21 protein-coding genes are annotated in these 23,679 nt (G+C 63.2%); 11 read left to right on the top strand and 10 right to left on the bottom strand.

What is annotated here, in order from left to right:
* Positions 1 to 88: 88 nt before the first annotated feature.
* The 3 genes from ACNHGR_RS23065 to ACNHGR_RS23055 all read right to left on the bottom strand — a co-directional run bounded on the left by ACNHGR_RS23065 (position 89) and on the right by ACNHGR_RS23055 (position 2,721).
* Positions 89 to 1,354, bottom strand: coding sequence for an efflux RND transporter periplasmic adaptor subunit (locus ACNHGR_RS23065; protein WP_475289232.1), 1,266 nt, complete (start codon positions 1,352 to 1,354; stop codon positions 89 to 91).
* Positions 1,351 to 1,752 (bottom strand): hypothetical protein, encoded by a 402-nt coding sequence (locus ACNHGR_RS23060; RefSeq protein ID WP_475289231.1) that lies wholly within the window; start codon positions 1,750 to 1,752, stop codon positions 1,351 to 1,353. The genes ACNHGR_RS23065 and ACNHGR_RS23060 overlap by 4 nt, the downstream gene beginning before the upstream one ends.
* A gap of 357 nt (positions 1,753 to 2,109) precedes the next feature.
* A complete protein-coding gene (locus tag ACNHGR_RS23055) occupies positions 2,110 to 2,721 on the bottom strand; it encodes a TetR/AcrR family transcriptional regulator (RefSeq protein ID WP_184274324.1) in 612 nt (203 codons plus the stop codon).
* 140 nt (positions 2,722 to 2,861) lie between these two features.
* Here ACNHGR_RS23055 and ACNHGR_RS23050 point away from each other — a divergent pair, with 140 nt between their 5' ends.
* The 3 genes from ACNHGR_RS23050 to ACNHGR_RS23040 all read left to right on the top strand — a co-directional run bounded on the left by ACNHGR_RS23050 (position 2,862) and on the right by ACNHGR_RS23040 (position 5,221).
* Positions 2,862 to 3,998: a cobalamin-independent methionine synthase II family protein gene (locus ACNHGR_RS23050; RefSeq protein WP_475289229.1), complete on the top strand. Its 1,137-nt coding sequence runs from the start codon at positions 2,862 to 2,864 to the stop codon at positions 3,996 to 3,998.
* Entirely contained in the window at positions 3,995 to 4,384 is a 390-nt protein-coding gene (locus ACNHGR_RS23045; RefSeq protein WP_475289228.1) for a nuclear transport factor 2 family protein, read from the top strand. The genes ACNHGR_RS23050 and ACNHGR_RS23045 overlap by 4 nt, the downstream gene beginning before the upstream one ends.
* 75 nt (positions 4,385 to 4,459) lie before the next feature.
* Positions 4,460 to 5,221 carry an IclR family transcriptional regulator gene (locus tag ACNHGR_RS23040; protein WP_475289226.1) on the top strand — a complete coding sequence of 254 codons (762 nt, stop codon included), beginning with the start codon at positions 4,460 to 4,462 and terminating at the stop codon, positions 5,219 to 5,221.
* Positions 5,222 to 6,165: 944 nt separating this feature from the next.
* On the opposite strand, the gene desA is transcribed toward ACNHGR_RS23040, so the two are convergent.
* On the bottom strand, positions 6,166 to 7,566 hold the full coding sequence (desA, locus tag ACNHGR_RS23035) for a syringate O-demethylase (RefSeq protein WP_475289224.1): 1,401 nt from the start codon (positions 7,564 to 7,566) through the stop codon (positions 6,166 to 6,168).
* A gap of 30 nt (positions 7,567 to 7,596) precedes the next feature.
* Entirely contained in the window at positions 7,597 to 8,337 is a 741-nt protein-coding gene (locus ACNHGR_RS23030) for an alpha/beta fold hydrolase (RefSeq protein WP_475289222.1), read from the bottom strand.
* 155 nt (positions 8,338 to 8,492) lie between these two features.
* On the opposite strand from ACNHGR_RS23030, the gene ACNHGR_RS23025 reads away from it, so the two are divergent.
* Positions 8,493 to 9,530, top strand: a complete 1,038-nt coding sequence (locus ACNHGR_RS23025; protein WP_184274312.1) for a Rieske 2Fe-2S domain-containing protein — start codon at positions 8,493 to 8,495, stop codon at positions 9,528 to 9,530.
* 124 nt (positions 9,531 to 9,654) lie between these two features.
* Here ACNHGR_RS23025 and ACNHGR_RS23020 read toward each other — a convergent pair whose 3' ends face one another.
* Positions 9,655 to 10,995 (bottom strand): MFS transporter, encoded by a 1,341-nt coding sequence (locus tag ACNHGR_RS23020; RefSeq protein ID WP_475289221.1) that lies wholly within the window; start codon positions 10,993 to 10,995, stop codon positions 9,655 to 9,657.
* Between the two features lie 226 nt (positions 10,996 to 11,221).
* Between ACNHGR_RS23020 and ACNHGR_RS23015 the strand changes: the two genes are divergently transcribed.
* Positions 11,222 to 12,442, top strand: a complete 1,221-nt coding sequence (locus ACNHGR_RS23015) for a multidrug effflux MFS transporter (RefSeq protein WP_475289219.1) — start codon at positions 11,222 to 11,224, stop codon at positions 12,440 to 12,442.
* A 160-nt stretch (positions 12,443 to 12,602) separates the two neighbouring features.
* On the opposite strand, the gene ACNHGR_RS23010 is transcribed toward ACNHGR_RS23015, so the two are convergent.
* Positions 12,603 to 13,139, bottom strand: coding sequence for a MarR family winged helix-turn-helix transcriptional regulator (locus ACNHGR_RS23010; RefSeq protein ID WP_475289217.1), 537 nt, complete (start codon positions 13,137 to 13,139; stop codon positions 12,603 to 12,605).
* Between the two features lie 56 nt (positions 13,140 to 13,195).
* The gene (locus tag ACNHGR_RS23005; RefSeq protein WP_184274304.1) at positions 13,196 to 13,591 is read right to left on the bottom strand and encodes a nuclear transport factor 2 family protein; all 396 of its coding nucleotides are present in this window, start codon (positions 13,589 to 13,591) and stop codon (positions 13,196 to 13,198) included.
* 98 nt (positions 13,592 to 13,689) lie between these two features.
* Between ACNHGR_RS23005 and ACNHGR_RS23000 the strand changes: the two genes are divergently transcribed.
* The 3 genes from ACNHGR_RS23000 to ACNHGR_RS22990 are packed head-to-tail and all read left to right on the top strand — an operon-like array spanning position 13,690 to position 15,360.
* The gene (locus ACNHGR_RS23000) at positions 13,690 to 14,079 is read left to right on the top strand and encodes a nuclear transport factor 2 family protein (RefSeq protein ID WP_475289214.1); all 390 of its coding nucleotides are present in this window, start codon (positions 13,690 to 13,692) and stop codon (positions 14,077 to 14,079) included.
* 14 nt (positions 14,080 to 14,093) lie between these two features.
* Positions 14,094 to 14,843 carry an SDR family oxidoreductase gene (locus ACNHGR_RS22995; protein ID WP_475289212.1) on the top strand — a complete coding sequence of 250 codons (750 nt, stop codon included), beginning with the start codon at positions 14,094 to 14,096 and terminating at the stop codon, positions 14,841 to 14,843.
* Between the two features lie 13 nt (positions 14,844 to 14,856).
* On the top strand, positions 14,857 to 15,360 hold the full coding sequence (locus ACNHGR_RS22990; protein ID WP_184274300.1) for a DUF3237 domain-containing protein: 504 nt from the start codon (positions 14,857 to 14,859) through the stop codon (positions 15,358 to 15,360).
* An 83-nt stretch (positions 15,361 to 15,443) separates the two neighbouring features.
* On the opposite strand, the gene ACNHGR_RS22985 is transcribed toward ACNHGR_RS22990, so the two are convergent.
* Together ACNHGR_RS22985 and ACNHGR_RS22980 are read right to left on the bottom strand one after the other, a co-directional pair.
* A complete protein-coding gene (locus ACNHGR_RS22985; protein ID WP_475289497.1) occupies positions 15,444 to 17,573 on the bottom strand; it encodes an acetate--CoA ligase family protein in 2,130 nt (709 codons plus the stop codon).
* A 119-nt stretch (positions 17,574 to 17,692) separates the two neighbouring features.
* Positions 17,693 to 18,136 (bottom strand): MarR family transcriptional regulator, encoded by a 444-nt coding sequence (locus tag ACNHGR_RS22980; RefSeq protein WP_184274298.1) that lies wholly within the window; start codon positions 18,134 to 18,136, stop codon positions 17,693 to 17,695.
* Positions 18,137 to 18,258: 122 nt separating this feature from the next.
* On the opposite strand from ACNHGR_RS22980, the gene ACNHGR_RS22975 reads away from it, so the two are divergent.
* The 3 genes from ACNHGR_RS22975 (at position 18,259) to ACNHGR_RS22965 (ending at position 23,627) form a co-directional block, all read left to right on the top strand.
* A complete protein-coding gene (locus ACNHGR_RS22975; protein WP_184274296.1) occupies positions 18,259 to 19,677 on the top strand; it encodes an aldehyde dehydrogenase family protein in 1,419 nt (472 codons plus the stop codon).
* A gap of 255 nt (positions 19,678 to 19,932) precedes the next feature.
* Positions 19,933 to 21,144: an acetyltransferase domain-containing protein gene (locus ACNHGR_RS22970; protein WP_475289209.1), complete on the top strand. Its 1,212-nt coding sequence runs from the start codon at positions 19,933 to 19,935 to the stop codon at positions 21,142 to 21,144.
* 329 nt (positions 21,145 to 21,473) lie between these two features.
* Positions 21,474 to 23,627 carry a TonB-dependent siderophore receptor gene (locus ACNHGR_RS22965; RefSeq protein WP_475289207.1) on the top strand — a complete coding sequence of 718 codons (2,154 nt, stop codon included), beginning with the start codon at positions 21,474 to 21,476 and terminating at the stop codon, positions 23,625 to 23,627.
* The last annotated feature ends 52 nt before the right edge of the window (positions 23,628 to 23,679 follow it).

Genomic DNA, 23,679 nt, shown 5'->3' with positions numbered 1-23,679 from the left:
GGGAGGCCGCGCGATCCGACGAGGGCCGGATCACGGGCTTGGGATTGCGTTGGTTTGACCCCGCCCGTGTGAAGGGTGGGCTCAGTATTTACCGGGAGAAGGTCGCCTGCGCCGCCACTGGCGCCGCACTGTCGACCGGCGTGACCGGAGCAGGGGCCGGCCGGATCGTGGCCGGCTTCACCGCGACCTTGGCGCCGGGCATCGCGGCCTGAAGGTTGGACACGATCACCCGGTCCTGCGGGCTGAGGCCGGACCGGATGATGCGCAATCCGTCGACGATCGGGCCAAGCTCGACCGGCTTGGCCGTCACATTGTCGTCCTTATCGACCACCAGAACGGTCTTGCGCGCCTGATCCGACTGGATCGCTTCGTCGGGGACCAGCAGGGCGTTCGCCTTGCCGCCATTGGCAAGGCGCATATTGCCGAACAGGCCCGGCGTCAGGAAATTGCCCGGATTGTTGAAAATGGCGCGGATGCGGATCGTGCCCGAACGCGGATCTAGGCCATTGTCGGTGAAGTCGAGCCGGCCCTTGTGATTATAGTCGGCTTCATCCTGCAACCGCACCTCGACCGCGCCGCCATTCTCCTTGTCGCGCTGCGACTTGAGATACAGCGCTTCGGATGCGTCAAAGTTGAAATAGATGGGATCGAGCTTGTTGACCGTGGTCAGAAGCGTCGCGCCGCTGCCTTCCGCGCCGGCCACCAGATTGCCGATATCGACACGCCGGTCGGAGACGCGGCCGGAGATAGGCGCGCGCACCTGTGTAAATTCGACGTCCAGCGCCCGGCTGCGTTCGCGCGCCTGCGCACCTGCTAGGGTAGCCTGCGCCGCCTGAAGCCGCGAACGCAGCGCATCGACTTCGCTGGCCGATACGGCTTCGTCGCCGTTCAACCGCTGGACGCGGGCATAGTCATTTTGCGCCAGCAGCAGCGCGCTGCGGGCCGAGGCGCTGCTCGCCCGCGCTTCGGCCAAGGCCGCCAGGAAGGGGCGCTGGTCGATGGTGAAGAGCAATTGCCCCTGACGGACGAAGTCGCCGTCGCGGAAATGGATGGCGGTCACCGCGCCCGATACGCGCGGGCGGATTTCTACCGTCTGGCTGGGGGCAAAGCGGCCGACATAATCGTCCCATTGAGTCACGCTGCGGGCGAGCGGCGCGGATACGCCGACAGCCGCCAGCGGCGCGGCGGAGGCCTGCGCCTCCGGCTGGCCGAGATATTTCCAACTAACGCCACCCAGCACGGCGATACCGAGCGCTGCAAAGGCCAGATGGCGCCCGTGCCAGCGCTTTGCCGACGCATCAGGCTGGGCCGCGCCAGCCTGCGTGTCAGTGTCGATCTTTGTGATCATGTTCATGGATATTTCCCCTTGATGGTGCGGCGGGCGGCGGTGACAGCGGACAGCAATGTTTCCAGCTGCCCTTCACTGAACCCGGCTTCGCGGAAGTGTCGGATGGCGGATGGGCGGACGGCGAAGCCTTCATGCCAGGCCTCCACGGCCAGACGGCGCAGTGCCTCCAGCTTCTCGTCCGCCAGTTTGAAATGCGGCTGCGGTCCGAAGAACAATGTCTTCAGGCGGAACCAGCGTCCCGGCTCGCGCAGGGAAGACAAGCCGTCCGTCTGCGCCAGACGCACGATCTGCCATTCCATCGGCGAAAAGCCGGTAGCGACGGCTTTGATCCGGTCCCGGATCGCAGGCAAGAAGATGCCGTTCCCAACCGCAGGCAGCGGTTGGGCAAAATCGATATAGGCCATGGTTTTCAATCCCCTATTTGCGCGCAGACCCGGCCGCGAACACCATCTGCGGGCGCACGCGATCCTCTCCCGGACCGATGGCGGCAACGGGACTGCACGAGCCATCGATGCCGGAGCGACGCCCCGACCCCATGGCCAGACGATGATGATATCGGCGGCGTGACGATGCATGCCGCCAAGTCGAGTGACTTAGCGTGTACAGATGTGTTTCATGGAGCCTCCTTCGAGGACGACGCCTCAACCGGATTTCATACTTATCGGTATATAATGCGATACTGCATTGCGTCAACCGCTTTCTGTACCGCTTGGTAAATTTTTCTGAATTGCGGCTGAATATGCGGTTCTACGTGGTGCCGCTCAGTTGGTCGGCCACATCGCCATGGTCGTCTCTACCAGCTGCTCCAGTTGCTGCGGCGACGCGCCGCCGCTGGCCTGCACGCCCATGCCCTGCATGACCGCCATCAGATAGGTGGCGAGTGCAGCCGGCTCGACCCCGGCCGGCAAGTCGCCCTCCGCCTTGGCCCGCTCCAGCCGTTCGACCAGCGCCTTGTCGGACGAGGCGCGGCGCGCCAGCACGTCGGTCTTGATCGAATCTGCCTGCGTGGTGCAGGCGACGAGACTGATGACGCCCAGGCAGGCACGCGGGTCATTGCCGCCGGTCTGGATGTTCAGCGTACCGCGCAGCAACCGTTCGGCCACGGCGCGGGCCGTAGGCTCTTCCATCGCCGAGCGCATATAGCACAGCTTATCGCGCTCATAGAGGTCGAGCGCCTTGTGGAACAGGGCTTCCTTGTTACCGAAACAGGCATAGAGGCTGGGCTTGGTGATCCCCATCGCCTCGGTCAATTCGGCCAGCGACGCGCCTTCATAGCCGCGCGTCCAGAAGACCTGGAGCGCAGCCGACAGGGCTTCCTCGGGATCGAACTCCCGGGGGCGCCCCCTCGTCACGGTTTCTGCGGCCATTTTCATACCGAGCGGTATATAGTGAGAGTCGCACCTTTGTCCAGATGAGGCCGCCCTCCCCCACCGATAAATTCACATTTATGATATATCCATATCTGCGAATTTGTGGCAGTTATTCGCCCCATCTTAGGGAGAGTGAGGAAGCCATGTCCATAGCCACCACCCATGTCGGCAGCCTGCCGCGCGGCGATGCTTTGACCCCGTTGCTGCTGGCTCGCGACAAGGGCGAGGCCTATGATGTGGCGCTGTTCGATACCACGGTCCAGCAGGCTGTATCGGAAGCCGTGACGGCGCAGATTGCGGCGGGCGTATCGATCGTCAGCGATGGCGAACTGGGCAAGGTCGGCTATTCCACTTACATGATCGAGCGGCTGTCGGGCTTTGGCGGCCATATCGACCGCAAGCCCGCCGCCGATCTTGCCCCCCTGCCCGACCTGCGGCAGAAGCTGGCGGCGATCATGGGCGCCCAAGAATTCACCCGCGCTTCGTGCATCGGGCCGGTGAAGCTGGTGACGCTCGATCCGCTGCATGAGGATATTCGCCGGTTCAAGGCGGCGCTGGCCGGCCATCCGGGCACCCGCGCCTTCATGAACGCCGCCTCCCCCGGCCTTATCACCGCCTTCCAGGTCAATCGGCATTATCCCAGCCATGAAGCCTATCTGGTCGATCTGGTGGATGCAATGCGCGAGGAATATGAGACGATCGTGGCCGCAGGATTCGACCTGCAACTGGATTGCCCCGACCTCGCCATGTCGCGCCACACCGGTTATCAGGATGCGAGCGAGGACGAGTTCCTGAAGATCGCCGCCGCCAATGTCGAGGCGCTCAATGCCGCGACCGCCAATATTCCGGCCGACCGCATGCGCATGCATATCTGCTGGGGCAATTATGAAGGGCCGCACGATCATGACATTCCGCTGGAAAAGGTGATCGACATATTGCTCGCCGCCCGGCCCGCGACGGTGCTGTTCGAGGGCGCCAATCCCTGCCACGAGCATGAATGGACGGTGTGGCGCGATGCCGCCGCTCGCGGCGCCTTGCCGGACGACAAGATCCTGGCGCCCGGCCTGATCGACACATGTTCCAACTATGTCGAACATCCCGAACTGATCGCCCAGCGGATCGAACGCTTTGCCGGGATCGTCGGCAAGGACCGGGTGGTCGCCAGCACCGACTGCGGTTTCGGCACCTTCGCCGGATATGGCAAGATCGACCCGGCCGTGACCTGGAAGAAGCTGCGATCGCTGCGTGCCGGCGCGGATCTGGCGGACGCCCGCCTGTGAAGGACGAGGATCGTCGCGCGGTCGAGCAGGACTGCGCCCGATTGGTCGCACTCTACGCCAATCTGAATGACGCGGGGCGGTGGGAGGATGTCGCCGCGCTCTATGCGAGTGATGGCCGCATGGCGCGGCCGACCGCCCCTGACGACTGGATCACGGGACGCGACGCAATCCTGGCCGCCTTCCTCTCCCGCCCCGCTCGGACCACGCGACATGTCTGTTCCAATGTCGTGATCGATGTGGTGAGCGAAAGCGAAGCGACCGGGGAAAGCGCTATGCTGTTGTTCACGGGCGAGGGAGCGCCTAAAGTCGGGAGCTTTCACGACCGTTTCGTGACGGTAGAGGGGGAATGGCGCTTTGCCGAAAGGCGGGGCAGTCTTATATTTTAGTTGCCGCGATTTCCGAGGCGCCGGACACTCCGGTCCGGCTCGAAATCGCTTTGGTATTAAGGGGTATCGCCGATCATGAATGGGACCACGCCGTCCACCGTCAAATCGGCGATGCGCACTATCGACATCATCGAATATGTCGTCGCGCGGCCCGCCGGCGTCGTGGCGCAGGAGATTGCAGCGGGCCTGGCCATTCCGGTCAGCAGCCTGTCCTACCTGCTCGCCACGCTGGTGGAGCGGCAATATCTGGCGCGGGAAGGGCGACGCTATCTGCCCGGACCGGCGCTGGAACGGCTGGCATCGCCCCGCATCGCCATGTCGCTGGCCGACAAGGTGCGGCCGCTGGTCAAGTCGCTGCGGTTGCAGATCAATGAAACGGCGTCCTTCTTCGTGCGCGACGGCTGGTTGCTGGAAGCGATCGTCACCGAGACGGCGGAACAGTCGCTGCGCTATTCGATCAGCGTCGGCACGCGCAGCCCGCTCCATTGCCTCGCGGCGGGCAAGGCGCTGCTCGCCCACCTGTCCGACGCGGAACTGGACGCCTATTTCGGGCAGACGCCGCTGGAGAGTTTCACGCCGAGCAGCATTGTCGACGCGGGGGTGTTGCGCGCCGAACTGGCAGAGATTCGCGCCACCGGTATAGGTCGCACGCGGGAGGAATATACGCCGGGCATTTGCGGCCTCGGCATGGCGGTGGTGATCGACGGCGAAGCGATCGGCGCCTTTGCGCTGGCCATTCCCATGCCGCGCTTTTCCGCCGAACTGGAAGGCCGGACCATCGCCAAGCTGGAGCAGGCGGTTAGCCTGTTTACAGCTGCGGAGATGCCCGCGGCCTGATGATATAGGCGTCGCTGACGCCGAATATCTGGGCGTCGCTAACGCAACAGGGCAAAGTTCACAGTGTCGTCGAGCACAATCGGCTGGAAGCGCTCGCCAAGCGTTCCCAACGCGCCTGCGACGCGACCAAGGCGCGACATATGGGGCACATCGACGCAACAGATATGCGACAATCGTGCGCCACCCACGCGACAGGAACGCGGCAATAGGGCGGGCAGATATCTGGTCGGCGGCGCAAGGCGTCATCCGTCAGGATAGATCAGACATTATCCTACATTGGAAGAGTTTGGATGGCAGGCTCTGAACAACAAGTGGGTTATCGGGCAATCACAGCAAGACTATCGGCGCTTTGGATATATTGTCAGAGCCGGGACGGCCTTGAGCCTGCTGATAAGGCATGTCCTGGCTACTTCATCGACAACGCCTTCAAAGCGGAAGCCGATATAGCCGAATTGAGGCGGGCGCGGTACATGATGGTAGACGAAGACGCTGATCGGTGCGTTGCAGACATCAGAGGCAATTTTTGTCTCATGCTCCGTTTCCGCAGGCAGCCAATAGTAGTTCGTCTCTGGCAAATCCCAATTCACATTATAGCCTTCAGGGCCAATGATCCTGCGGGCGGAAACCTGATCCGGTAGCCGGGACGCCACGCATCCCGACAACAGGCAAGCCATGATTACCGAAGCGCAGCACATTGTCGGTCGCATTCAATCTACTCCACGATACGGCGCATCATAGCCTGTCTCAGTGGGCCAACAAACGATCGCTGGTGCCTTTGCCTTCTCCTGACCTTGGTGCGGCCTGCCGATCCGCATCCTGTTTCAGAACCAAAACGGGGGACGCCTTTCGGCATCCCCCGCTCCAACCCCGCTCGGGTATAGGCTTTTATCTATCGTGATTTCCGAGCCGTCCGATGTTCCATCGGACTTGAAATCACTTTCCGATTACGCGGCCTTGGTGCGCCAGCCGTCGGCATAATTGTCGCGCGCGGCTTCCGAATAAGGGACCGAGGAGACGATCGCCTTGATTTCGGTCTGGACGTGCGGTTCCACGGTCGGCTTGCGCGTGCCGCCATTGGGTTCGCCCCACAGCAGCGTGACTTCGGTGCCGGGCGCGGCGAACTCGGCGTCGACCATGGCCAACGCCAGGAAACGACCGGCGTTGATGGTGTAACCGATCCAGGTCGACAGGCCGACGGTCTTGCCGTCCTTCAGCACCGCGTCATAGGGATGCATGCAATAGACGGCGCTGGGGAATTCGAGGAACTTCGCCTTGTCGCCGGTCTGGAGCATGGAGCTCATGACGCGGACGATATCCTCATTGTCCAGGGCCAGCGTCACCTTCTGGCGGTGCGGCTGATCCTTGATCTTTTCCAGCGCTTCGCGGCCGACGAATTCATGGTCGAACTTGACCATGATGCCATAGCCCAGCTCCCACGGGTTCAGATAATAATCCTCGATCTTGTCGGAGACGAAGCTGCCGCCGAGCGAGCATTTGCCTTCATAGCTGTTCTCGCCGATCCATTCGCGGAAGCCCTTCGAGCCTTCGCCGGTGTAGGTGGCGGGCAGCGGCGAGGGGATCCAGCCGGATTCCAGCGTGTTGGACGAATAGGTTCGGCCGCCGCACAGCGTCAGGCCATAGTCCTTGCCCGCTTCAATGAGCGCGTTGCGGACGGTGTCATAATCTTCCCACGGGCCAAACAGCTCGTAGCCCGGCTGGCCGGCCATGCCGTGACGCAGCGCGCGCACTTCGACGCCGGCGATGGTGATCGGGGCCATGTGGAAGAATTTCAGGTCCGGCGGGGTCTGGCCCATCGCCTTTTCCAGCACCGGCATGGCGTTCGGGCCCTGCAACTGGAAGCGATAGTTGCGGCGATAGCCCTGCTGGTCGAGCGGACGGGCGATGGTGCGCTCGTCGCGTTCCACCTTCACGTCCCACTTGCCGGTCGAGGCCCAATATTCGACCCATTCGATCGAAGGCGCGCGGCCGACCAGTTCGAACTTTTCTTCTTCCAGATAGAAGAGGATGACGTCGCCGATCACATAGCCTTCGGGCGTGACGGGGGCGAACTGCTTGGCGCGGTTCGGCACGAAGCCCTTGAAGCTGTTGGGGGCGAGATAGGCCAGCATGTCGAACGCGCCGGGGCCGGTGACGAGCAGGTCGACCATGTGGAAGCTCTGGTTGAACAGGACCGAGCTTTCCGCCCAGCTGCGCTGTTCGTCGCGCCAGTTGCTATATTCGCCCGGGACGCCCGGATAGGCGTTGGGGCCGACCTGCTGGTTGCGCAGGAATTCGACGATGTCGCCCTTTTCATCGAGCAGCTGTTGCAGGGTCTTGTCAGTCATTCAAACCTCTCCTTCGACTTGTCTGGAAGTTCACGAAATGGGGACAGGGACAGGCATGGCGAGCCAGTCCTTTATCTGAATATTGAAAGCCTGCGGCGCTTCGGCCGGCATCATGTGGCCGGCGCGCTCGACGACGCGCAATTGCGCGCCGGGGATGGCGGCCGCGATGGCTTCATGCTGCGCGACCGGGGACCACTGGTCCTGCCGGCCGACGATCGCGACGGTCGGGCAGGCGATCGTCGGCAGCAGCATGTCGACCGCCGGCCGGTGCAGCAGCGCCTCGATCTGCGCCTCGAACGTGGCGAGGCCGGCGTCGACCGCCATGGCATAGAGCAGGTCCATCAGCGCTTCGTCGCGCAGGCCGGCAAAGCCCATCATCGGCGGCAGCCATTGCGCGACCAGCGCGGCCATGCCCTGATCCCGGCCGAGGCCGCGCAACTTGTAGCGCCCTTCCCGCTCGCCGGGCTTGACCGGATGGACGCCGGTATCGACCAGCGCCAGCCGCTCCACCCGGTCCGGCACTTTGCGTACCACTTCGAGCGCGACACGCGCGCCCATCGAGTGACCCAGCAGCGCGCAGCGATCGGGCATGCGGGCGATGGCATAATCGGCCATCGCTTCGATTCGATCACAGCCGGCATAGAAACCGTCCACCACGGCGCTGCCGGGGAAAGCCGCCAGCGTTTCGCCGAACATGCGGGAATCGCAGAGCAATCCCGGCAGGATCAGAAGGGGGGCGGTTCCATCGCGATCTGATGATTTCGCATCCATGAATATTTCATCTACACGAATATTCTGGGTCGTGCCAGCAGGAAAATGCGGAACGGCGTCTTTATGCGATGAAAGCGCAGCGCCCTTGACAGCCGCTCGTCTTCGGCGGAAACTTACACCGTAAGTCTGGTAGAAAAGATCAGGAGAGGCCGATCATGTATCCCTTTACCACCGGCTCGTTTGCCGTCCGCAATGGCTGGTATGTCGCCGCCTTCAGCCATGAGATCGGCGAGGCGCTGCTGGCGCGCACGATCCTCAATCAGCCGGTCGTGCTCTATCGCAAGCAGGACGGGCAGGCCGTGGCGGTCGGCGGTCGATGCCCGCACCGCCATTTCCCGCTGGGCAAAAGCTGTCGCAAGGGCGACGGCATCATCTGCGGCTATCATGGCATCGCCTTCGGCCCGGACGGGCAATGCACCGATATTCCAAGCCAGAGCTTCACCCCGCGATCCTATCATATCCCCAGCTACCCGCTGGTCGAACATGGCCTGTGGGCGTGGATATGGATGGGGGATGCGGACAAGGCCGATCCGGCGTTGCTACCCGACCTTGAGGCGATCGGCCTGACGGCGCCGGGCATGACCGCGCGGCCGCTGTTCGTGGAGCATGTGAAGGGGCGGGCGCAATTGCTGAACGACAATCTGCTGGACCTGACCCACCTTGCCTTCCTGCATGGCAGCTCGATCGGCACGCTGGACAATGCCGCGACGCCCGAGGACGTGGTCAAGCGCCCCGGCTTTCTGGGGAGCCGCCGCCATATGCGCGATGCAGAGGCGCCGCCGGTGGTCGCTTTCATGGGGCATGACCTGACCCGCATAGACCGGGTGAGCGGGATGGATTTCCATCTGCCCGGCTTTCATGCCGGGATCGATGAAAGCCGATTCCCGCAGGGGCATGAGCGGGCGGGTGAAGCTTTTGCGTCGAGCCGGGTCTATCATGCGGTGACGCCGGAAACGCCGCATAGCTGCACCTATTTTTTCGCCATGGCGACGACGGATGCGAGCGCGATCGACATCATGGAAGAGTATCTGCGCCCCGTGATCGCCGAGGACAAGTTCGCCACCGAGGAGATCGAGGCAATGCTGGCGGTGGTGGGCGAAAATCCGGAAGAGCTGCTGCTCAAGAGCGATCGCAACGCGGTAGAAGGGCGGCGCATGTTGCAGGCGATGATGGATGCGGAACGGGTGGGTTAGCACCTCCCCCTTTCCCCGTTCGGGCTGAGCCTGTCGAAACCCCTTGGTTTCTTTGCAACGTAGAAAGAAAGACAAGCCCTTCGACAGGCTCAGGGCGAACCGCTCTTGTGCGAGATCGAGATTCCTAAATCGCATCCTCGTCCGCCACGCGCAGATGGGCGGCAAGGAGAACCAGCGCCGCGATGGCGGAGCCGAGCGCGAGGGCGAGCGAGGTGATGCCGCGTCCTGCCCCGACCGCCAGCAACTGCCCCGCAATGAAAGGCCCGAGCGCCGCGCCGCAACGACCGAAGCCGATCACCGTGCCGGTGCCGGTCGCGCGCAACGTGGTGGGATAGATATTGGCGATCAGCGCGTAGAGGCCGACGACCGACCCGTTGGCGAGGAAGCCGAGCAAGAAGGCCGCGCCCTGTAGCAGAATGATGTCGGCCGGCACCGCACCGAAGGCGACGACCGCCGCCGCCGCGCCGGCAAGGCCGAACAGCAGCAGCGGACGCAGGCCGAGGCGCGGCGAGAGGAAGCCCAGGATCACGCCGCCGGTCGCGCCGCCCATGTTCATGAATACCGACACGATCGTCGCCTGCGACGGATCGAAGCCGAGCGACACGACCAGCGCCGGGGTCCAGCCCAGCGCATAATAGAAGGTCATCATGTGCAGGCCGTACATGGCGATCAGCGCGATGGTGGTGGCGCGATAACGGTCGGTGAAGAGCGCACGCATCGAGGCCTTGGGTTCCTCCAGCGCAACGACACGACCAGCGAGCGGCTGACCCAGCCGCTTCATGACGGCGTTGATCTGCGCCAGCGCATCCGGCCCGCCGCGCGTTGCCAGCCAGCCGATCGATTCGGGCAGGAACAGCAGCACCAGCGGCACCATCACCGCCGTCGCGCCCGCGCCGAACAGGAAGATGGATTCCCAGCCATGATGTTTGAGCAGTTGCGCCGCCGCCCAGCCGCCCACGATGCCGCCAGCCGGATAGCCGGCCGCCATGATGCTGACCGACAGGTCGCGACGCTTGCGATTGGCGAACTCCGCCGACAGGGCGTTCACCGCCGCCAGCACGGCACCCAGGCCAAGGCCGGTATAGGCGCGCAGCAAACAGAGCAGCAGGACATTGGAGGCGAAGGCGGACGCAAACATGCCGCTGACCATGATGGCAAGGCAGAGCAACACTTGCGGCCGCCGCCCGATCCGGTCGGCGAGTTGCCCCAGCGTCAGCGACCCCACCACCATGCCGGCCAGCCCCGAGGAGACGACGAGGCCGATGGCGCCGGGACCAATGCTCCATTGTTTCGCGATGCCCGGCGCGGCGAAGGTCACGGCCAATATATCGAAGCCGTCAAGCGCGTTCAGCAGGAAGCAGATGGCGATGGCGATACATTGCGGCAGGCGCATCGGCGCGCTGCCCAATATGCTGCGGGGATCGTCGGCCGGCAGGGCGGTGGTGGGGGTCGATACGGGGGCCATGGGCTGCGCTCCTCTCGCTTGATCTTATGCGGGGCTGCCTGCGACGCCGTCCCCCGTTCCACCGCACATTGTATGCTGAAGACACATTATGCAAACCGAAATGCCGTGCCCCATGCAGCAGCTGCGCTCGCAATGACGAAGGACATGTTCAACGCAGCAATCGCTTGTGCGCCCTCCCAAACAAATATAACGTTCGTTACTAATTAGGGAGAGGATATCTTTATATATGGCACAAGCCGATCGCCGTTCGGGTCCGCAGGATACGGAACCGCCCCTGTTGCTGGGCATCGCCTTCGGCTTTCTCTCCTCGCTCGGCCCCTTTGCCATCGACCTGTATCTGCCGGCCATGCCCGGCATGGCGCAGGCGATGGCGGCGGACAGCGGCGCGGTGCAGCGTACCCTGTCCGCCTTCTTCCTGGGACTGGCGCTGGCGCAGATCCCGCTCGGCACGCTGGGCGATCGCTATGGCCGGCGCCGGCCGTTGATCGGCGGGCTGTTGCTGTTCGCGGTCGCCTCCATCGCCTGCGCCATGGCGACCAGCCTGACCATGCTGATCGCGTGCCGCTTTCTGCAAGGCATGGGCGCCTGCGCCGGCACGTCGAGCGTACGGGCGATGATCCGCGACCGGCATAGCGGCCATCGCGCCGCCCGGCTGATGGCCTTCACTTTCCTCATCATCGGCATTTCCCCCGTACTGGCGCCGCTGGCCGGCAGCTATCTGTTGCAGGCGATGAGCTGGCGCGGGCTGTTCCTGCTGCTGGCGGGCGGCGGTGTGGTGGCGCTGGTCGCGGTGGCCACCTTCCTGCCGGAATCGCTGCCGCCCGAACGGCGACTGCACCAACAGCCGATGCTGCATGCCTATGGTCGGCTGCTCGCCACGCCGGCCTTTCTGGGCTGGACACTGGTGGCGGGGCTGGCGACGACCGTGCCCTTCGCCTTCGTAACGGCGGCCCCCTTCGTCTACACGCAGGGCTTTGGCCTGACGCCGCATCACTACAGCCTGTTGCTGGCGCTCAATGCCGTGACCTCGATCATCGCTACGCAATTCGCACCGACGCTGATGCGGCGGCTGGGCGCGCGACCGCTGGTGACGGGGGTGGCACTGACGGCGATGGGGGCGACAGCCTTGATCGCGACGGCGGGCCTGACGGCGCATGTGCCGATCACGCTGTTCCAGCCTTACTCGATGCTGCTGTTCGCCCTGTCCGGCTTCATCCTGACGCCGGCGGCGATATCCGCACTGGATGCGGCGGCGGGTGGCGCGGGAGCTGCGGCAGGGTTGCTGGGCACGTTGCAGCTGGCGATCACGGCGGCGGCGAGCGCGGCCGTATCGTTGCTGCCGTCCGTCTCCATCCTGCCGCTGACCGGCGTTCTGGGCGTCAGCTTCCTGACGATGCTGCTGGTCATGATGGCGCTGGGCGGGCGGGTATCGCCGGCCAGCGCCTGAGAGCCTGTCTCGAAATGCGCCTCTGGCGCATCCGCACCGGGCCACACCCCCACCCGACCGCCCATCCAGGATACACTCTGCGGGCGGTCGGGTGGGGGTGTGGCCCGGTGCCGCTTACGAAATGCGCTCTTTCGCACATTTCGAGACAGACTCTGAGCAATCAGGCGGAGGGTTCGTCTTCGCCGTCGGGCCGGGTAAATTCGAGGAAGCGACTGTTGCCGGCTTCGTCTGTCGATTCCAGCGTGTCGACCAGCGTGTCGAGATATTGGTTCAGCGTCTCCACCTCCTTCGCTTTGAGATCGGAGACGAGATAGGTGGCGACCTTGTCGGTCTGCGGGCGCATCAGCCGGTAGAGGCGCTGGCCTTCGTCGGTGAGGACGAGAATCTTGCGCCGCTTGTTGGCAGGGTCGCGTTCTACGGTGATGCGGCCATGCTTCTGAAGCGCGGCGACGGCGCGAGAAACGCTCATCGGATTGACGCCGGTCATTTCCGCCAGTTCGTGACTGGCCGAATTGGGAAAGCGGCCGAGCAGCATCAGCAGGCGGAACTCGTTGAGGCTGATCTTGTAACGATGCTCCAAATAGGTGGAGAAAGGCGCCATCAGTTTGTTCGCCAGTCGCAGGACGCGGTGCAGCGTATCGGCGGGACTGGTTTCGGCCGGCGCCGACGTCTTTTTGGGCGGGCTGCTGTTCGACATGGTCCTCCGATAGGGCATTTGCCGGCGCACAAGTCAAGCCGGGCGTAAGGGAAGGATCAGCCGACGATCGCGCAACCGACGCTGGTGAACCGGTCGTTTTCGACATGATAATGGATATATTGACGCATCTCCTGCACCTCCCCCTTCGCGATCGGCATGAACTGGTCGAGGCCGTTGGCGGCGAGGGTGGCGGCATCGAGATCCTGCGTCGCTTCCACCCGGATGATCCCTTCCAATGCGACCAGATCGTCGCTGGCGGCGAAGCGCTCGATTGTCAGCGTCTCGATCACATGGGCGTGGAGAAAGCCATAGAAGCGCTTGAACGCTTCGCGCGTGCCAAGGTCCACGCCGAAAAAGCGGATACTGGCGCCGGGCGCGTAGAAATCGAAGACCGTGTCATAGTCGCGATTGTTGAAGGCCTGCGCATAGCGGTCATAATCGGCGCGATTCATGGCGCTTTCCTCTCCTAGGCTCTTGTTCTTTTAATAACGATCGTTATCGTAAACCGAAAGCGTGGCGATGCGCCAGCGGAAAATAGCAGGAGAGGATGATGGCTTATACGCAGCAGGAGCAGCGCAATCTGGATCTGGTCCAGGCGATGTTTGACCATGTGCTGATACCGATGGACGGCGATGCGGCAGGCCGGTTCATCGCACCCGACTATATCCAGCATAATCAGTGGGTGGATACGGGGCTGGCGCCGTTGAAAGCGTTCCTGCGCAAGGTGCGGGACGAAAATCCGGACGCGGTGCATGACATCAAGCGGCGTTTTGCCGATGGCGACCATGTGATCGTCCATTATCATGTGCGGCGGTTCGATGGCGATCCGGGCTTTGCAGTGATGGATATCTTCCGCATCGAAGGCGACCTGATCGTCGAGCATTGGGACGTGGTGCAAGATGTGCCGACGCAAAGCCCCAACCCGCATTCGCCCTTCTGAGCCGGAGAAAGAGCATGCGGTTCAAGGACAAGATCATATTGGTCGTCGGCGGCAACAGCGGCATCGGTCTGGCCAGTGCGCAGGCCTTTGCAGCGGAAGGCGGCATCGTGCGGCTGACCGGGCGGGATCAGGCGACGATCGACGCGGCGGTAGCGGGGATCGACGGCGCGCGCGGCTATCGGGCGGATATGGCCGATCTGGACGCAATGGAGGCAGTGATTGCCGATATCGCGGCACGGGACGGGCGGATCGACACGCTGTTCGTCAATGCGGGCGTGGGCGGTTTCGCGCCGCTGCGTGACCTGACACCAGCGGATTGGGACCATGTCCATGGCGTCAACCTGCGCGGCTGTGTGTTCGCCATCCAGAAGGCGTTGCGGCTGATGGAGCGAGGCGGGTCGATCGTGGCGACGGGGTCGATCGGCGGCCACGCATTCGTGCCCGGCAACACCGCTTATGCGGCGGCTAAGGGCGGACTTTATGCGGCACTGAAGGTGATTGCGGGCGAACTGGTTGCCGAAGGCATTCGAGTCAACCTGGTCAGCCCCGGCCCGATCGAGACGCCGCTGCTGCACCGCAATCCGGGCATGAGCGAGGCCGATGTGGACAATCTGCGCGCGGCGATGATCGCGGCCGTACCGATGAAGCGCATGGGCCGGGCCGAGGAAGTCGCACGTGCCGTTCTGTTCCTGGCTTCGGACGAGGCCAGCTTTATCACTGCCGCCAATCTCTTTGTCGATGGCGGAACGTTGGAATTGGGGTGATTGGGGAGTTGGGATGATGGATATGTTTTCGACGCTGGACAATCCGCGGCTGGAATTCGCGATGGAGGTGCGGCTGCAATTTCCGCGCGTGCAGACCATCGTCAACACGCCGATGGGCGGCAATCGTAGCGCTGTCTATGTCGATGGCGGCACGTTCGAGGGACCAAGGATCAAAGGCAAGGCGGTGCCGGGATCTGGCGGCGACTATGCCTATTTCAGGCCGGACGACGTCGCGGTGTTCGACGCCCGCTATATGCTGGAGGAGGATGACGGCACGCTGATCCTGCTCAACAATCGCGGTTTCCTGTGGGGGCGCAAGCCCGACACGATGCAGCGGTTGCGCGACTGGGCCTTTGCCGAGGGCGAACCGGTGGAGCAGCAGGATTATTATCTGCGCGGCAATCCCAGTTTCGAATGTCCGGTCGGCAAGCATGACTGGCTGACCAAACATGTATTCATCGGCGTGGGCGAGCGGCGGTCCGACGGCAATGTGCTGCGCTATTATGCGCTGACCTGACTATTTCGTCATTGCGAGCGGAGCGAAGCAATCTATGTTGCGCAACATGGATTGCTTCGCTCCGCTCGCAATGACGGAGATTGTTAGAGCGAAATCAATGCGTCCAGCGCGATTGCGCCCTGCCCTTGCGGGTAGACGATCACGGGATTGAGATCGACTTCGCTGATGGCTGGCGTGGCAGCAACCATCTGGCCAAGACGCTGGACGATGTCGGCGACGGCGCCGATGTCCATGGCCGGCGCGCCACGGAAGCCATCGAGCAGCGGGGCCATGCGCAGCTTTCGGATCTGCGCAATGATCGCGTCGCGGGTCAGGTCGGGCGGCAGAAGGCAGACATCGTGCAGCAGTTCCGCCGCGACGCCACCAAAGCCGACGAGGATGGTCGGCCCCCAATGCGGGTCGTTGCGCGCGCCGACGATCAGTTCGACGCCCTTGGCCGCCATACCCTCCACCAGTACGCCATCAAGGACAAGGTCTGGACGCGAGGCAGCGAGATTGGCCATCAGCCGGTCCCAGCCGGCCGCGACGGCATCCGCATCGGCCAGATTGACGATGACGCCGCCAGCGTCGCTCTTGTGCGGCAGTTCGGGCGACTGAGCCTTCAGCACCACCGGATAACCGAGGCGATCGGCAGCGGCGACGGCCTCCGCCGCGCTCTGCGCCAGTGCGAAAACGGGGAAGGCGATGCCCTGCGCGCCCATGATCGCCTTCGACCGATGTTCGGGGATGGTGCTGCCGACCTGCGACAGGCCATCGACCGGCCGGGCGTCGAGCGGCGCCACCGTAGCATCGCCCTGGCGATGGGCAGCAATGCGGGCCAGCGCGCGCAGCATCCGTTCGGCGGTGGGGAGGTAGGTGACGCCGGCGGCCCGCAGCGCGGCCAGATCCTCGGCGAAGACCGCGCCGCCCTCATCGACGCCGCCGACGATGATCGGCTTGGTGTCGCCGATGGCTTCCAGCGCATCCAGCACGGCCTTGAACTTCACATGCGATGTGCCGGTATCGGTCTGGATCAGCGTCAGCAGGATGGTGCCGATTCGATCGTCCTGCGCCAGAGCGGCGAGCGTGCGACCATAAAGACCGGGATCGACCAGTCCCTGCGCGGTGATATCCATCGGGTTGGTGACGGGCACGAAATCAGGCAGCGCCGCGCGCAGCGCCGGGCTGTCCGCATCGGTGAGTTTGGGCAGGTCGAGATCGACCGCTTCGGCGAGATCGAGCATCATCGCCTTGAACGCACCGGATTCAGCCACGATGCCGGTGCCGCCAGCCCCGGCTTCGGGCGAACGGGCGAGGATTTCGACGATGTCGCCCAGTTCCTCCAGCGATTCTGCCAGGATAACACCGGCGCGCTCGACATGGACGGCCATGACCGCATGGTCGCCCGCCATCGCGCCAGTATGGGTGGCAGCGCTGGCCGCGCCCGCCGCACTTCGGCCGGGATGGAGCAGCACGACCGCCTTGCCAGCGGCGCGTGCCGCGCGGGCGGCGGCGAGGAAGCGCGCGGGATCGCGGACATGTTCGGCGATCAGCGCGATGACGGCGGTGTCGGGTTGGTCGACCAGATGGGCGAGATAATCCTCGATCCCGCTCGCTGCTTCGTTGCCGGTGGAAATGTAGCAGCTCAAGGGCACGTCGCGGTGGATCATCGTCGTCGCCAGCACGGCGGCCATGGCACCCGATTGCGAGACGATGCCGACGCGGCGATCGCCCTGCGCTTTCGCTTCCGGCATTTCGATGAAGGTCAGCGAGACATTGTCGCGGAAATTGACGAGGCCAAGACAGTTCGGCCCTTCGACCACCATGCCGCTTTCCCGCGCGATGCGGGCGATTTCCTGCTGGTCGGCCAGCCCTTGCGGACCATCTTCGGCGAAGCCGGCGGAGAAGATGACGGCAGCGCCGACGCTCTTGCGCGCAAGGCCACGAATGGCGTCCAGCACGCCGGCGCGGGGGATGGCGAGAACAGCGACATGGACAGCTGTTGGCAGGTCATCGACCGATGCGACGCAGGGCCGGCCGCCAATCTCCGTACGCTTGGGATTGACCAGATGGATGTCGCCGTCGAACCCCTGCCGCACCAGATTGGCCAGCACCGAAGCACCCAGCGCGCCGGGCTTATCGGAGGCCCCAATGATCGCAACCGAGCGGGGGCGGAGCAGGCAATCCAGCGAGGCGGGCGGGAGGCTCCGGTTCGATGTTGCCGGTCCATCCATCAAAGCAGCTTCCGTCACGCGCACCTGTCTCCCGTTCGTGCGGCCGCTTCCGTCGAATCAACCGCCTGTTTCAGCATAATTGTGCGCCAAGGATACAGTTTGTGCAAGCGGCCTTATCGTCAACCCTCATCGTCCGACGTCGGCGCCGGACCCAGCCGCGCAAGCAGCAAGCGCAATGTCTTGAGCTCCTCGGCGCTCAGCCGCTTCGTCATGCGCGCGTCGGACTGGCGCACCGCCGCCAGCATCACCGCCAGCTGGCGCTCCCCTTCGGGTAGCAGCATCAGGGCGTTGGTACGCATATCCCGACCCGGCCGTCGTTCCACCAGCCCCTTGTCGGCGAGGATATTGACCAGCTTCATCGCGCTCGACCGATTGATGCTGAGTGCCCGACCGAGCGCCGTCTGGTCGCAACCCGGATTGTCGCGGATCAGGATCAGCGCCGTCATCTTTGCCGGCGACAGGTCATGATCGGCCAGCGCCGCACGGGCATCGGTTTCCATCAGCAGATTGGCCCGCTGCACGCGATAGCCGACGAGCGACTGGAGATCGGCCCCCTGTTTCATCCCTTCACTATACCCCTTGCCAATATTGTATCCCTAGCGCACAAATATATGCTACAGCCAGCCGGGCCGAATTGCGATAGGCAATGCCATCCCGATGGCCCGGAATAATGGGAGAGCGACTCATGGATCATGAATTTCGGATGCTGATCGACGGCGAACTCGTCGCCGGTGTCAGCCAGTTCGACGTTGTAAACCCGGCGACGGCGCAAGCTTTCGCCCAATGCCCCAAGGCGGACGAGGCGCTGGCCGAGCGCGCGATCGCGGCGGCCAAGAAGGCGCAACCGGGCTGGGCGGCCCTGCCGGTCGAGGAACGCGCGGCGCTGACCAACAAACTGGCCGACGCGCTGGAGGCCCGGATCGGCGAATTCGCCAGCCTGCTGACCGCCGAACAGGGCAAGCCGCTGGACCAGGCCGGTTACGAGATCATGGGCAGCGTCTTCACCCTGCGCGCCTTTGCCGCGATGCGGGTGGAACCCAAGGTGCTGAAGGACGAGGGCGGCAACAAGGTGGTCGAACATCGCACGCCGCTGGGTGTCGTCGCATCGATCACGCCGTGGAACTTCCCGCTGATCCTGCTGATGAACAAGCTGGGACCGGCATTGGTGACGGGCAACACGATGGTGTCGAAGCCCGCGCCCACGACGCCGCTGACCACTTTGCTGTTCGGCGAACTGGCGAGGGACATATTGCCGGCCGGCGTGCTTAACATCGTCTGCGACCAGAATGAGCTTGGCCCGCTGCTGACCGGGCACAAGGATGTGGCCAAGGTCGCCTTCACCGGATCGACCGCGACCGGCAAGAAGGTGATGGCGTCCTCCGCCGGCACGGTGAAGCGGGTCACGCTGGAACTGGGCGGCAATGACGCGGCGATCGTGCTGGACGATGTCGATGCGCGTCAGGTGGCCAAGAAGGTCTATCAGGGTGCGATGACCAACGCCGGGCAAATCTGCGTGGCGGTGAAGCGCGCCTATGTGCCTAGCCCCATGTATGACGATTTCTGCGACGAATTGGCGAAACTGGCCAAGGAAGCGATCGTCGACGATGGCGCCAAGCAGGGCACGACCATCGGCCCGGTGCAGAACAAGATGCAGTTCGACAAGGTGAGCGCGCTGATCGCCGACGCCAAGACGCGCGGCACCGTGCTGGCGGGTGGCGAGCCGATGGACCGGCCGGGCTATTTCATCGCGCCGACGATCGTGCGCGACCTGCCCGAAGATGCGCCGCTGGTGCAGGAAGAACAGTTCGGCCCGGTGCTGCCGGTGCTGAAATATGACGATATCGAGGATGTCATCGCCCGCGCCAACGACAGCGACTATGGCCTGGCCGGCACCGTATGGGGCAAGGATGTCGAGCGCGCGACCCAGATCGCGATGAAGATCGACACCGGCACCGTCTGGGTCAACCAGCATCTTGCGATCGACGCCAACATCCCCTTCCGCGGCGTGAAGCAATCGGGCCTGGGCGGCGAGTTGGGCGAAGCGGGCCTGCTGGAATATACCCAGGCGCATATCGTCAATATCGTGGCGCTCGAAGACGCCTGACGATCGGCTCTATCGTAATGGCAAAGGGGCCGACGAAGTATAGCGCTTCGTCGGCCCCTTTTTTTGATATTTTCCGCTCCGCGATTTCACAAATTCGGAACATTCGGTCGTGCGCCGTCCATAGCCTTCCAACCCTGGCGATAGTCCCCGTCGATCAAGAAGGGTGCGTCGCCGATCAGAGGCGCGATGCCCTCTTGCCAGATATGATATGTTGTATCATAGGCAGTGAGCGAAGCGGGGACAGGAACCGAGGTTATGAACAGCATATCGGGGCAAGCGCCCACCATCGGCCTTCGCGCCACGGCATCACCGATCAGCGCGGCCAAGGCCCGCACGCGGCTGATCGCGATCGACGCGCTGCGTGGCCTCGTCATGCTGTTCATGCTGGTCGACCATGTGCGCGAAACATGGTTCCTGCATTTGCAGGTCACGGACCCGGTGGACGCCAACACGACCGATCCGGGCCTTTTCTTCACCCGCCTGCTCTCCACCTTCTGCGCGCCGACCTTCGTGGCGCTGACGGGTCTGTCGGCCTGGCTCTATGGCCAGTCGCACAGCAAGGGGCAGGTATCGGAATTCCTGCTGAAGCGCGGCCTGTTCCTGATCTTCCTGGAATTCACCGTCGTCGGCTATGCTTGGCCGACGCAAGCGCCGGCCTTCCCGCCCACGGCGATCTGGTTGCAGGTGATCTGGGCGATCGGCTTCAGCATGATTGCGCTCGCCGCGCTGCTGCACCTGCCGCGTCCGGCACAGTTCGCGATCGGCCTCGCCATCGTCTGCCTGCACAATCTGCTCGATCCGATCCGCCTGACCGCCGACCAGCCGGGCTATGCGCTGTGGGCGGTGCTGCACCAGCGATCGCTGATCGAAATCGGCGGGATCGCGGTCAAGACGACTTATCCGATCCTGCCGTGGATCGGCGTCATCCTGCTGGGCTATGCCTGTGGCCCCTGGTTCGCGCGCGGCAGCGATCCGGCGCCGCGTATTCGTCGCCTTGCCAAGCTGGGCCTTGGCCTGATCCTCGGCTTCGTGGTCATCCGGTATCTGAACGTCTATGGCGACAAGCCCTGGTTCGTCGCGGAAACGCCGCTGCGCACGGTGATGAGCTTCCTGGCGCTGACCAAATATCCGCCCTCGCTGCTGTTCCTGATGCCGACCATCGGCACGGGCTGCCTGCTGCTGGCGCTGTTCGAAAAGTTCGAGGCGAGCAAGGCAATGCCGACGCTGGCCATGCTGGGCGGTGCGCCGATGTTCTACTACATCCTGCATCTCTACGTGTTGAAGGCGATCTATAATGTCGCGCTGCTGATGTACGGGCCGACCAAGGGCACGGTGTTCGGCGTCGATCATTTGCGTTGGGTGTGGATCTGGGTCTTCATCCTGATCCCGGTGCTGTATTTCCCTACGCGCTGGTTCGCGCAGCTCAAGCAGCAGCGCAAGGACATATGGTGGCTCAAATATCTCTGACGGTCCTGCGTCGGGTCGACTGGGCCGCCTTCCATTCCCGGAAGGCGGCCATTTTTCCGGCTTTTTCGCGCATTCCGACCGCAATATCCGGCGCAGCATTATTTGTCGTAGGCGGCCATGATTCACAATTTTGCGCCGTCCGATGAGCCAAGTTTGACGTAATATTTCCGTCACTCAACTTAGCCTCGTTTTTCAGAAGAGGTGGAAAATCACCCAAGGGCCGGCCCCGATGACAGGACAAAGTCCGCATGGGAATAGATAGAGCAAATCGGCCCCCCAACGTTCGCAGGACATAAGGGAACAGTGATTTTATAAGGGGTTAAAGCATCATGCGCACTATATCCGCCCTCCGTCTGGCCTGTGTCGCCAGTACCGCCGCCATCGCCTTCTCCTCCATGGCCCAGGCCCAGGAGCCTGCCGCCGCAAGTGCCGACGGCGAAATCGTCGTCACCGGCCTGAAGCGCCAATATTTCGGCGACACGCCGGTCAAGGAAATTCCCCAGGCCGTACAGTTCCTGGAAGGCAAGCTGCTCGACGACCTCAACATCACCCGCCTCGATACCGCGCTGGAACTGGCAAGCGGCGTCTCGAAGCAGAATAATTTCGGCGGCCTGTGGGACAGTTTCGCCATTCGCGGCTTTGCCGGCGACGAGAATTTTCCGAGCGGCTTCCTGGTCAACGGTTTCAACGGCGGTCGCGGCTATGGTGGCCCGCGCGACGCATCGAACGTCGAACGGATCGAAGTGCTCAAAGGCCCGAACAGCGCGCTGTTCGGTCGCGGCGAACCAGGCGGCACGATCAACATCGTCACCAAGAAGCCGACCTTCGAACAGGGCGGCAGTTTCTCGGTCGCGGGTGGCAGCTGGGAAACCTATCGCGTCGAGGGCGATTACAACCTGCCGCTGAGCGACAGCATCGCCGTGCGCATCAATGGTTCGGCCGAACAGGCTGACAGCTTCCGCGATACGGTGGAAACGCAGAAATATACGCTGACCCCGTCCTTCCTGGCGAAGCTGTCGGACAAGGACATCTTCACCTACGAACTGGAATATGTGAAGCAGGAAGTGCCGTTTGATCGCGGCGTGGTGGCGATCCCGATCCGCGATGCCAGCGGCGAAATCGCCAGCTATAATCTGGGCGCCATTCCCAATTCGCGCTTCCTGAGCAACCCCAATGACGGTCCGATCAAGATCGGCGTGCTGGGCCATCAGGCGCAATATCAGCACGATTTCAACGACGACTGGACGCTGATGCTGGGCGCGGGCTACAAGCATACCACGTTCGAGGGCTATTCCAGCGATCCCGAACTGGCGCTGGGCACCTTTCCGGCGCTCGGCCGTCAGCTTTTGGATGATGATGGCCGCACCCTGTCCCGCCAGCGCCGCTATCGCGATTACAGCACCACCCATATGGTGTTCCGCGGCGAAATCAGCGGCAAGCTGGAAACCGGCTCCATCGTCCACAATATCCGTATCGGCGGCGATTGGGACAAGTTCAAGATCAATACGTTCCAGTTGCGCTATCGCCCGACGGCGGCAGACCAGTCCTATTCGATCGACATCTTCAACCCAGATTACACCATCCCGGCACCGACGCCGACGTCCGTGATCCAGAATTCGACCGAAATTCAAAAAGCGTGGGGCATCTACGCGCAGGACCAGATCGAGATCACCGAGCAGTTCAAGGTCCGGTTCGGCGGTCGCTACGACGATTTCAGCCAGAATATCGACAACCGTCTGGGCACCACCAATCCGGCGGCCTACACCAAGTTCAGCCCGATGGCAGGGCTGGTGTTCGAACCGACCAGCAGCCTGTCCTTCTATGCCAGCTATGGCAAGGGGTTCCGGCCGAACAGCGGCGTCGACGTCAACAACAATCCCTTCGCCCCGGAAGTCAGCACCAGCTACGAAGTCGGTGCGAAGTTCGTGACGCCGGACGGCAAGCTGACCAGTACCTTGTCGCTCTACAAGATGAAGAAGAGCAATGTCCTGACCGCCGACCTGCTGACCGGCCTGTCGATCGCCGTCGGTGAGGCCAAGAGTCAGGGCGTGGAGTTCGACGTCAATGCCAAGCTGCCCGCCGGGTTCGAACTGTTCGTGACCTATGCCTATACCGACGCGGGCTGGGCCGACGATTATGCGACTGCCGGGGTTCGCAAGGATGACCCGCTTCTCAACATTCCCAAGCATCAGGGCAATGTTCTGCTGTTCAAGAATTTTGCGATCGGCGATCATGAAGCGATGCTGGGCGCCGGCGTAACCCATGTCAGCAAGCGGCTGGGCCAGACGGCGGCGGATTTCTATCTGCCCAGCTATACCATCGCCAAGGTGCTGGGTTCTTTCAACATCACCGACCAGATCAAGCTGTCGGCCGATGTGAACAACCTGTTCGACAAGAAATATTATGCCAGCTCCTATTCGGCGCTGTGGATTCAGCCGGGCACCCCGCGCTCCTTCACGGTCCGGGCGAGCTTCGACTTCTGATCCTTCCATTCGGGGCGGGAGTATTTTGTTTTCCGCATTTTGCGAGCCGTCA

Source organism: Sphingobium sp. RS1, from assembly GCF_056156825.1.
The sequence above is the reverse complement of the archived record's forward strand: the minus strand, read 5'-3'. Positions and strand labels throughout refer to the sequence as shown.

Bases quoted from the DNA above. Each gene is read 5' to 3' on its own strand.
- ACNHGR_RS23065 (WP_475289232.1), bottom strand. From the start codon at position 1,354: ATGAACATGATCACAAAGATCGACACTGACACGCAGGCTGGCGCGGCC.
- ACNHGR_RS23060 (WP_475289231.1), bottom strand. From the start codon at position 1,752: ATGGCCTATATCGATTTTGCCCAACCGCTGCCTGCGGTTGGGAACGGC.
- ACNHGR_RS23055 (WP_184274324.1), bottom strand. From the start codon at position 2,721: ATGAAAATGGCCGCAGAAACCGTGACGAGGGGGCGCCCCCGGGAGTTC.
- ACNHGR_RS23050 (WP_475289229.1), top strand. From the start codon at position 2,862: ATGTCCATAGCCACCACCCATGTCGGCAGCCTGCCGCGCGGCGATGCT.
- ACNHGR_RS23040 (WP_475289226.1), top strand. From the start codon at position 4,460: ATGAATGGGACCACGCCGTCCACCGTCAAATCGGCGATGCGCACTATC.
- desA (WP_475289224.1), bottom strand. From the start codon at position 7,566: ATGACTGACAAGACCCTGCAACAGCTGCTCGATGAAAAGGGCGACATC.
- ACNHGR_RS23030 (WP_475289222.1), bottom strand. From the start codon at position 8,337: ATGGATGCGAAATCATCAGATCGCGATGGAACCGCCCCCCTTCTGATC.
- ACNHGR_RS23025 (WP_184274312.1), top strand. From the start codon at position 8,493: ATGTATCCCTTTACCACCGGCTCGTTTGCCGTCCGCAATGGCTGGTAT.
- ACNHGR_RS23020 (WP_475289221.1), bottom strand. From the start codon at position 10,995: ATGGCCCCCGTATCGACCCCCACCACCGCCCTGCCGGCCGACGATCCC.
- ACNHGR_RS23015 (WP_475289219.1), top strand. From the start codon at position 11,222: ATGGCACAAGCCGATCGCCGTTCGGGTCCGCAGGATACGGAACCGCCC.
- ACNHGR_RS23010 (WP_475289217.1), bottom strand. From the start codon at position 13,139: ATGTCGAACAGCAGCCCGCCCAAAAAGACGTCGGCGCCGGCCGAAACC.
- ACNHGR_RS23005 (WP_184274304.1), bottom strand. From the start codon at position 13,591: ATGAATCGCGCCGATTATGACCGCTATGCGCAGGCCTTCAACAATCGC.
- ACNHGR_RS23000 (WP_475289214.1), top strand. From the start codon at position 13,690: ATGGCTTATACGCAGCAGGAGCAGCGCAATCTGGATCTGGTCCAGGCG.
- ACNHGR_RS22995 (WP_475289212.1), top strand. From the start codon at position 14,094: ATGCGGTTCAAGGACAAGATCATATTGGTCGTCGGCGGCAACAGCGGC.
- ACNHGR_RS22990 (WP_184274300.1), top strand. From the start codon at position 14,857: ATGATGGATATGTTTTCGACGCTGGACAATCCGCGGCTGGAATTCGCG.
- ACNHGR_RS22985 (WP_475289497.1), bottom strand. From the start codon at position 17,573: ATGGATGGACCGGCAACATCGAACCGGAGCCTCCCGCCCGCCTCGCTG.
- ACNHGR_RS22980 (WP_184274298.1), bottom strand. From the start codon at position 18,136: ATGAAACAGGGGGCCGATCTCCAGTCGCTCGTCGGCTATCGCGTGCAG.
- ACNHGR_RS22975 (WP_184274296.1), top strand. From the start codon at position 18,259: ATGGATCATGAATTTCGGATGCTGATCGACGGCGAACTCGTCGCCGGT.
- ACNHGR_RS22970 (WP_475289209.1), top strand. From the start codon at position 19,933: ATGAACAGCATATCGGGGCAAGCGCCCACCATCGGCCTTCGCGCCACG.
- ACNHGR_RS22965 (WP_475289207.1), top strand. From the start codon at position 21,474: ATGCGCACTATATCCGCCCTCCGTCTGGCCTGTGTCGCCAGTACCGCC.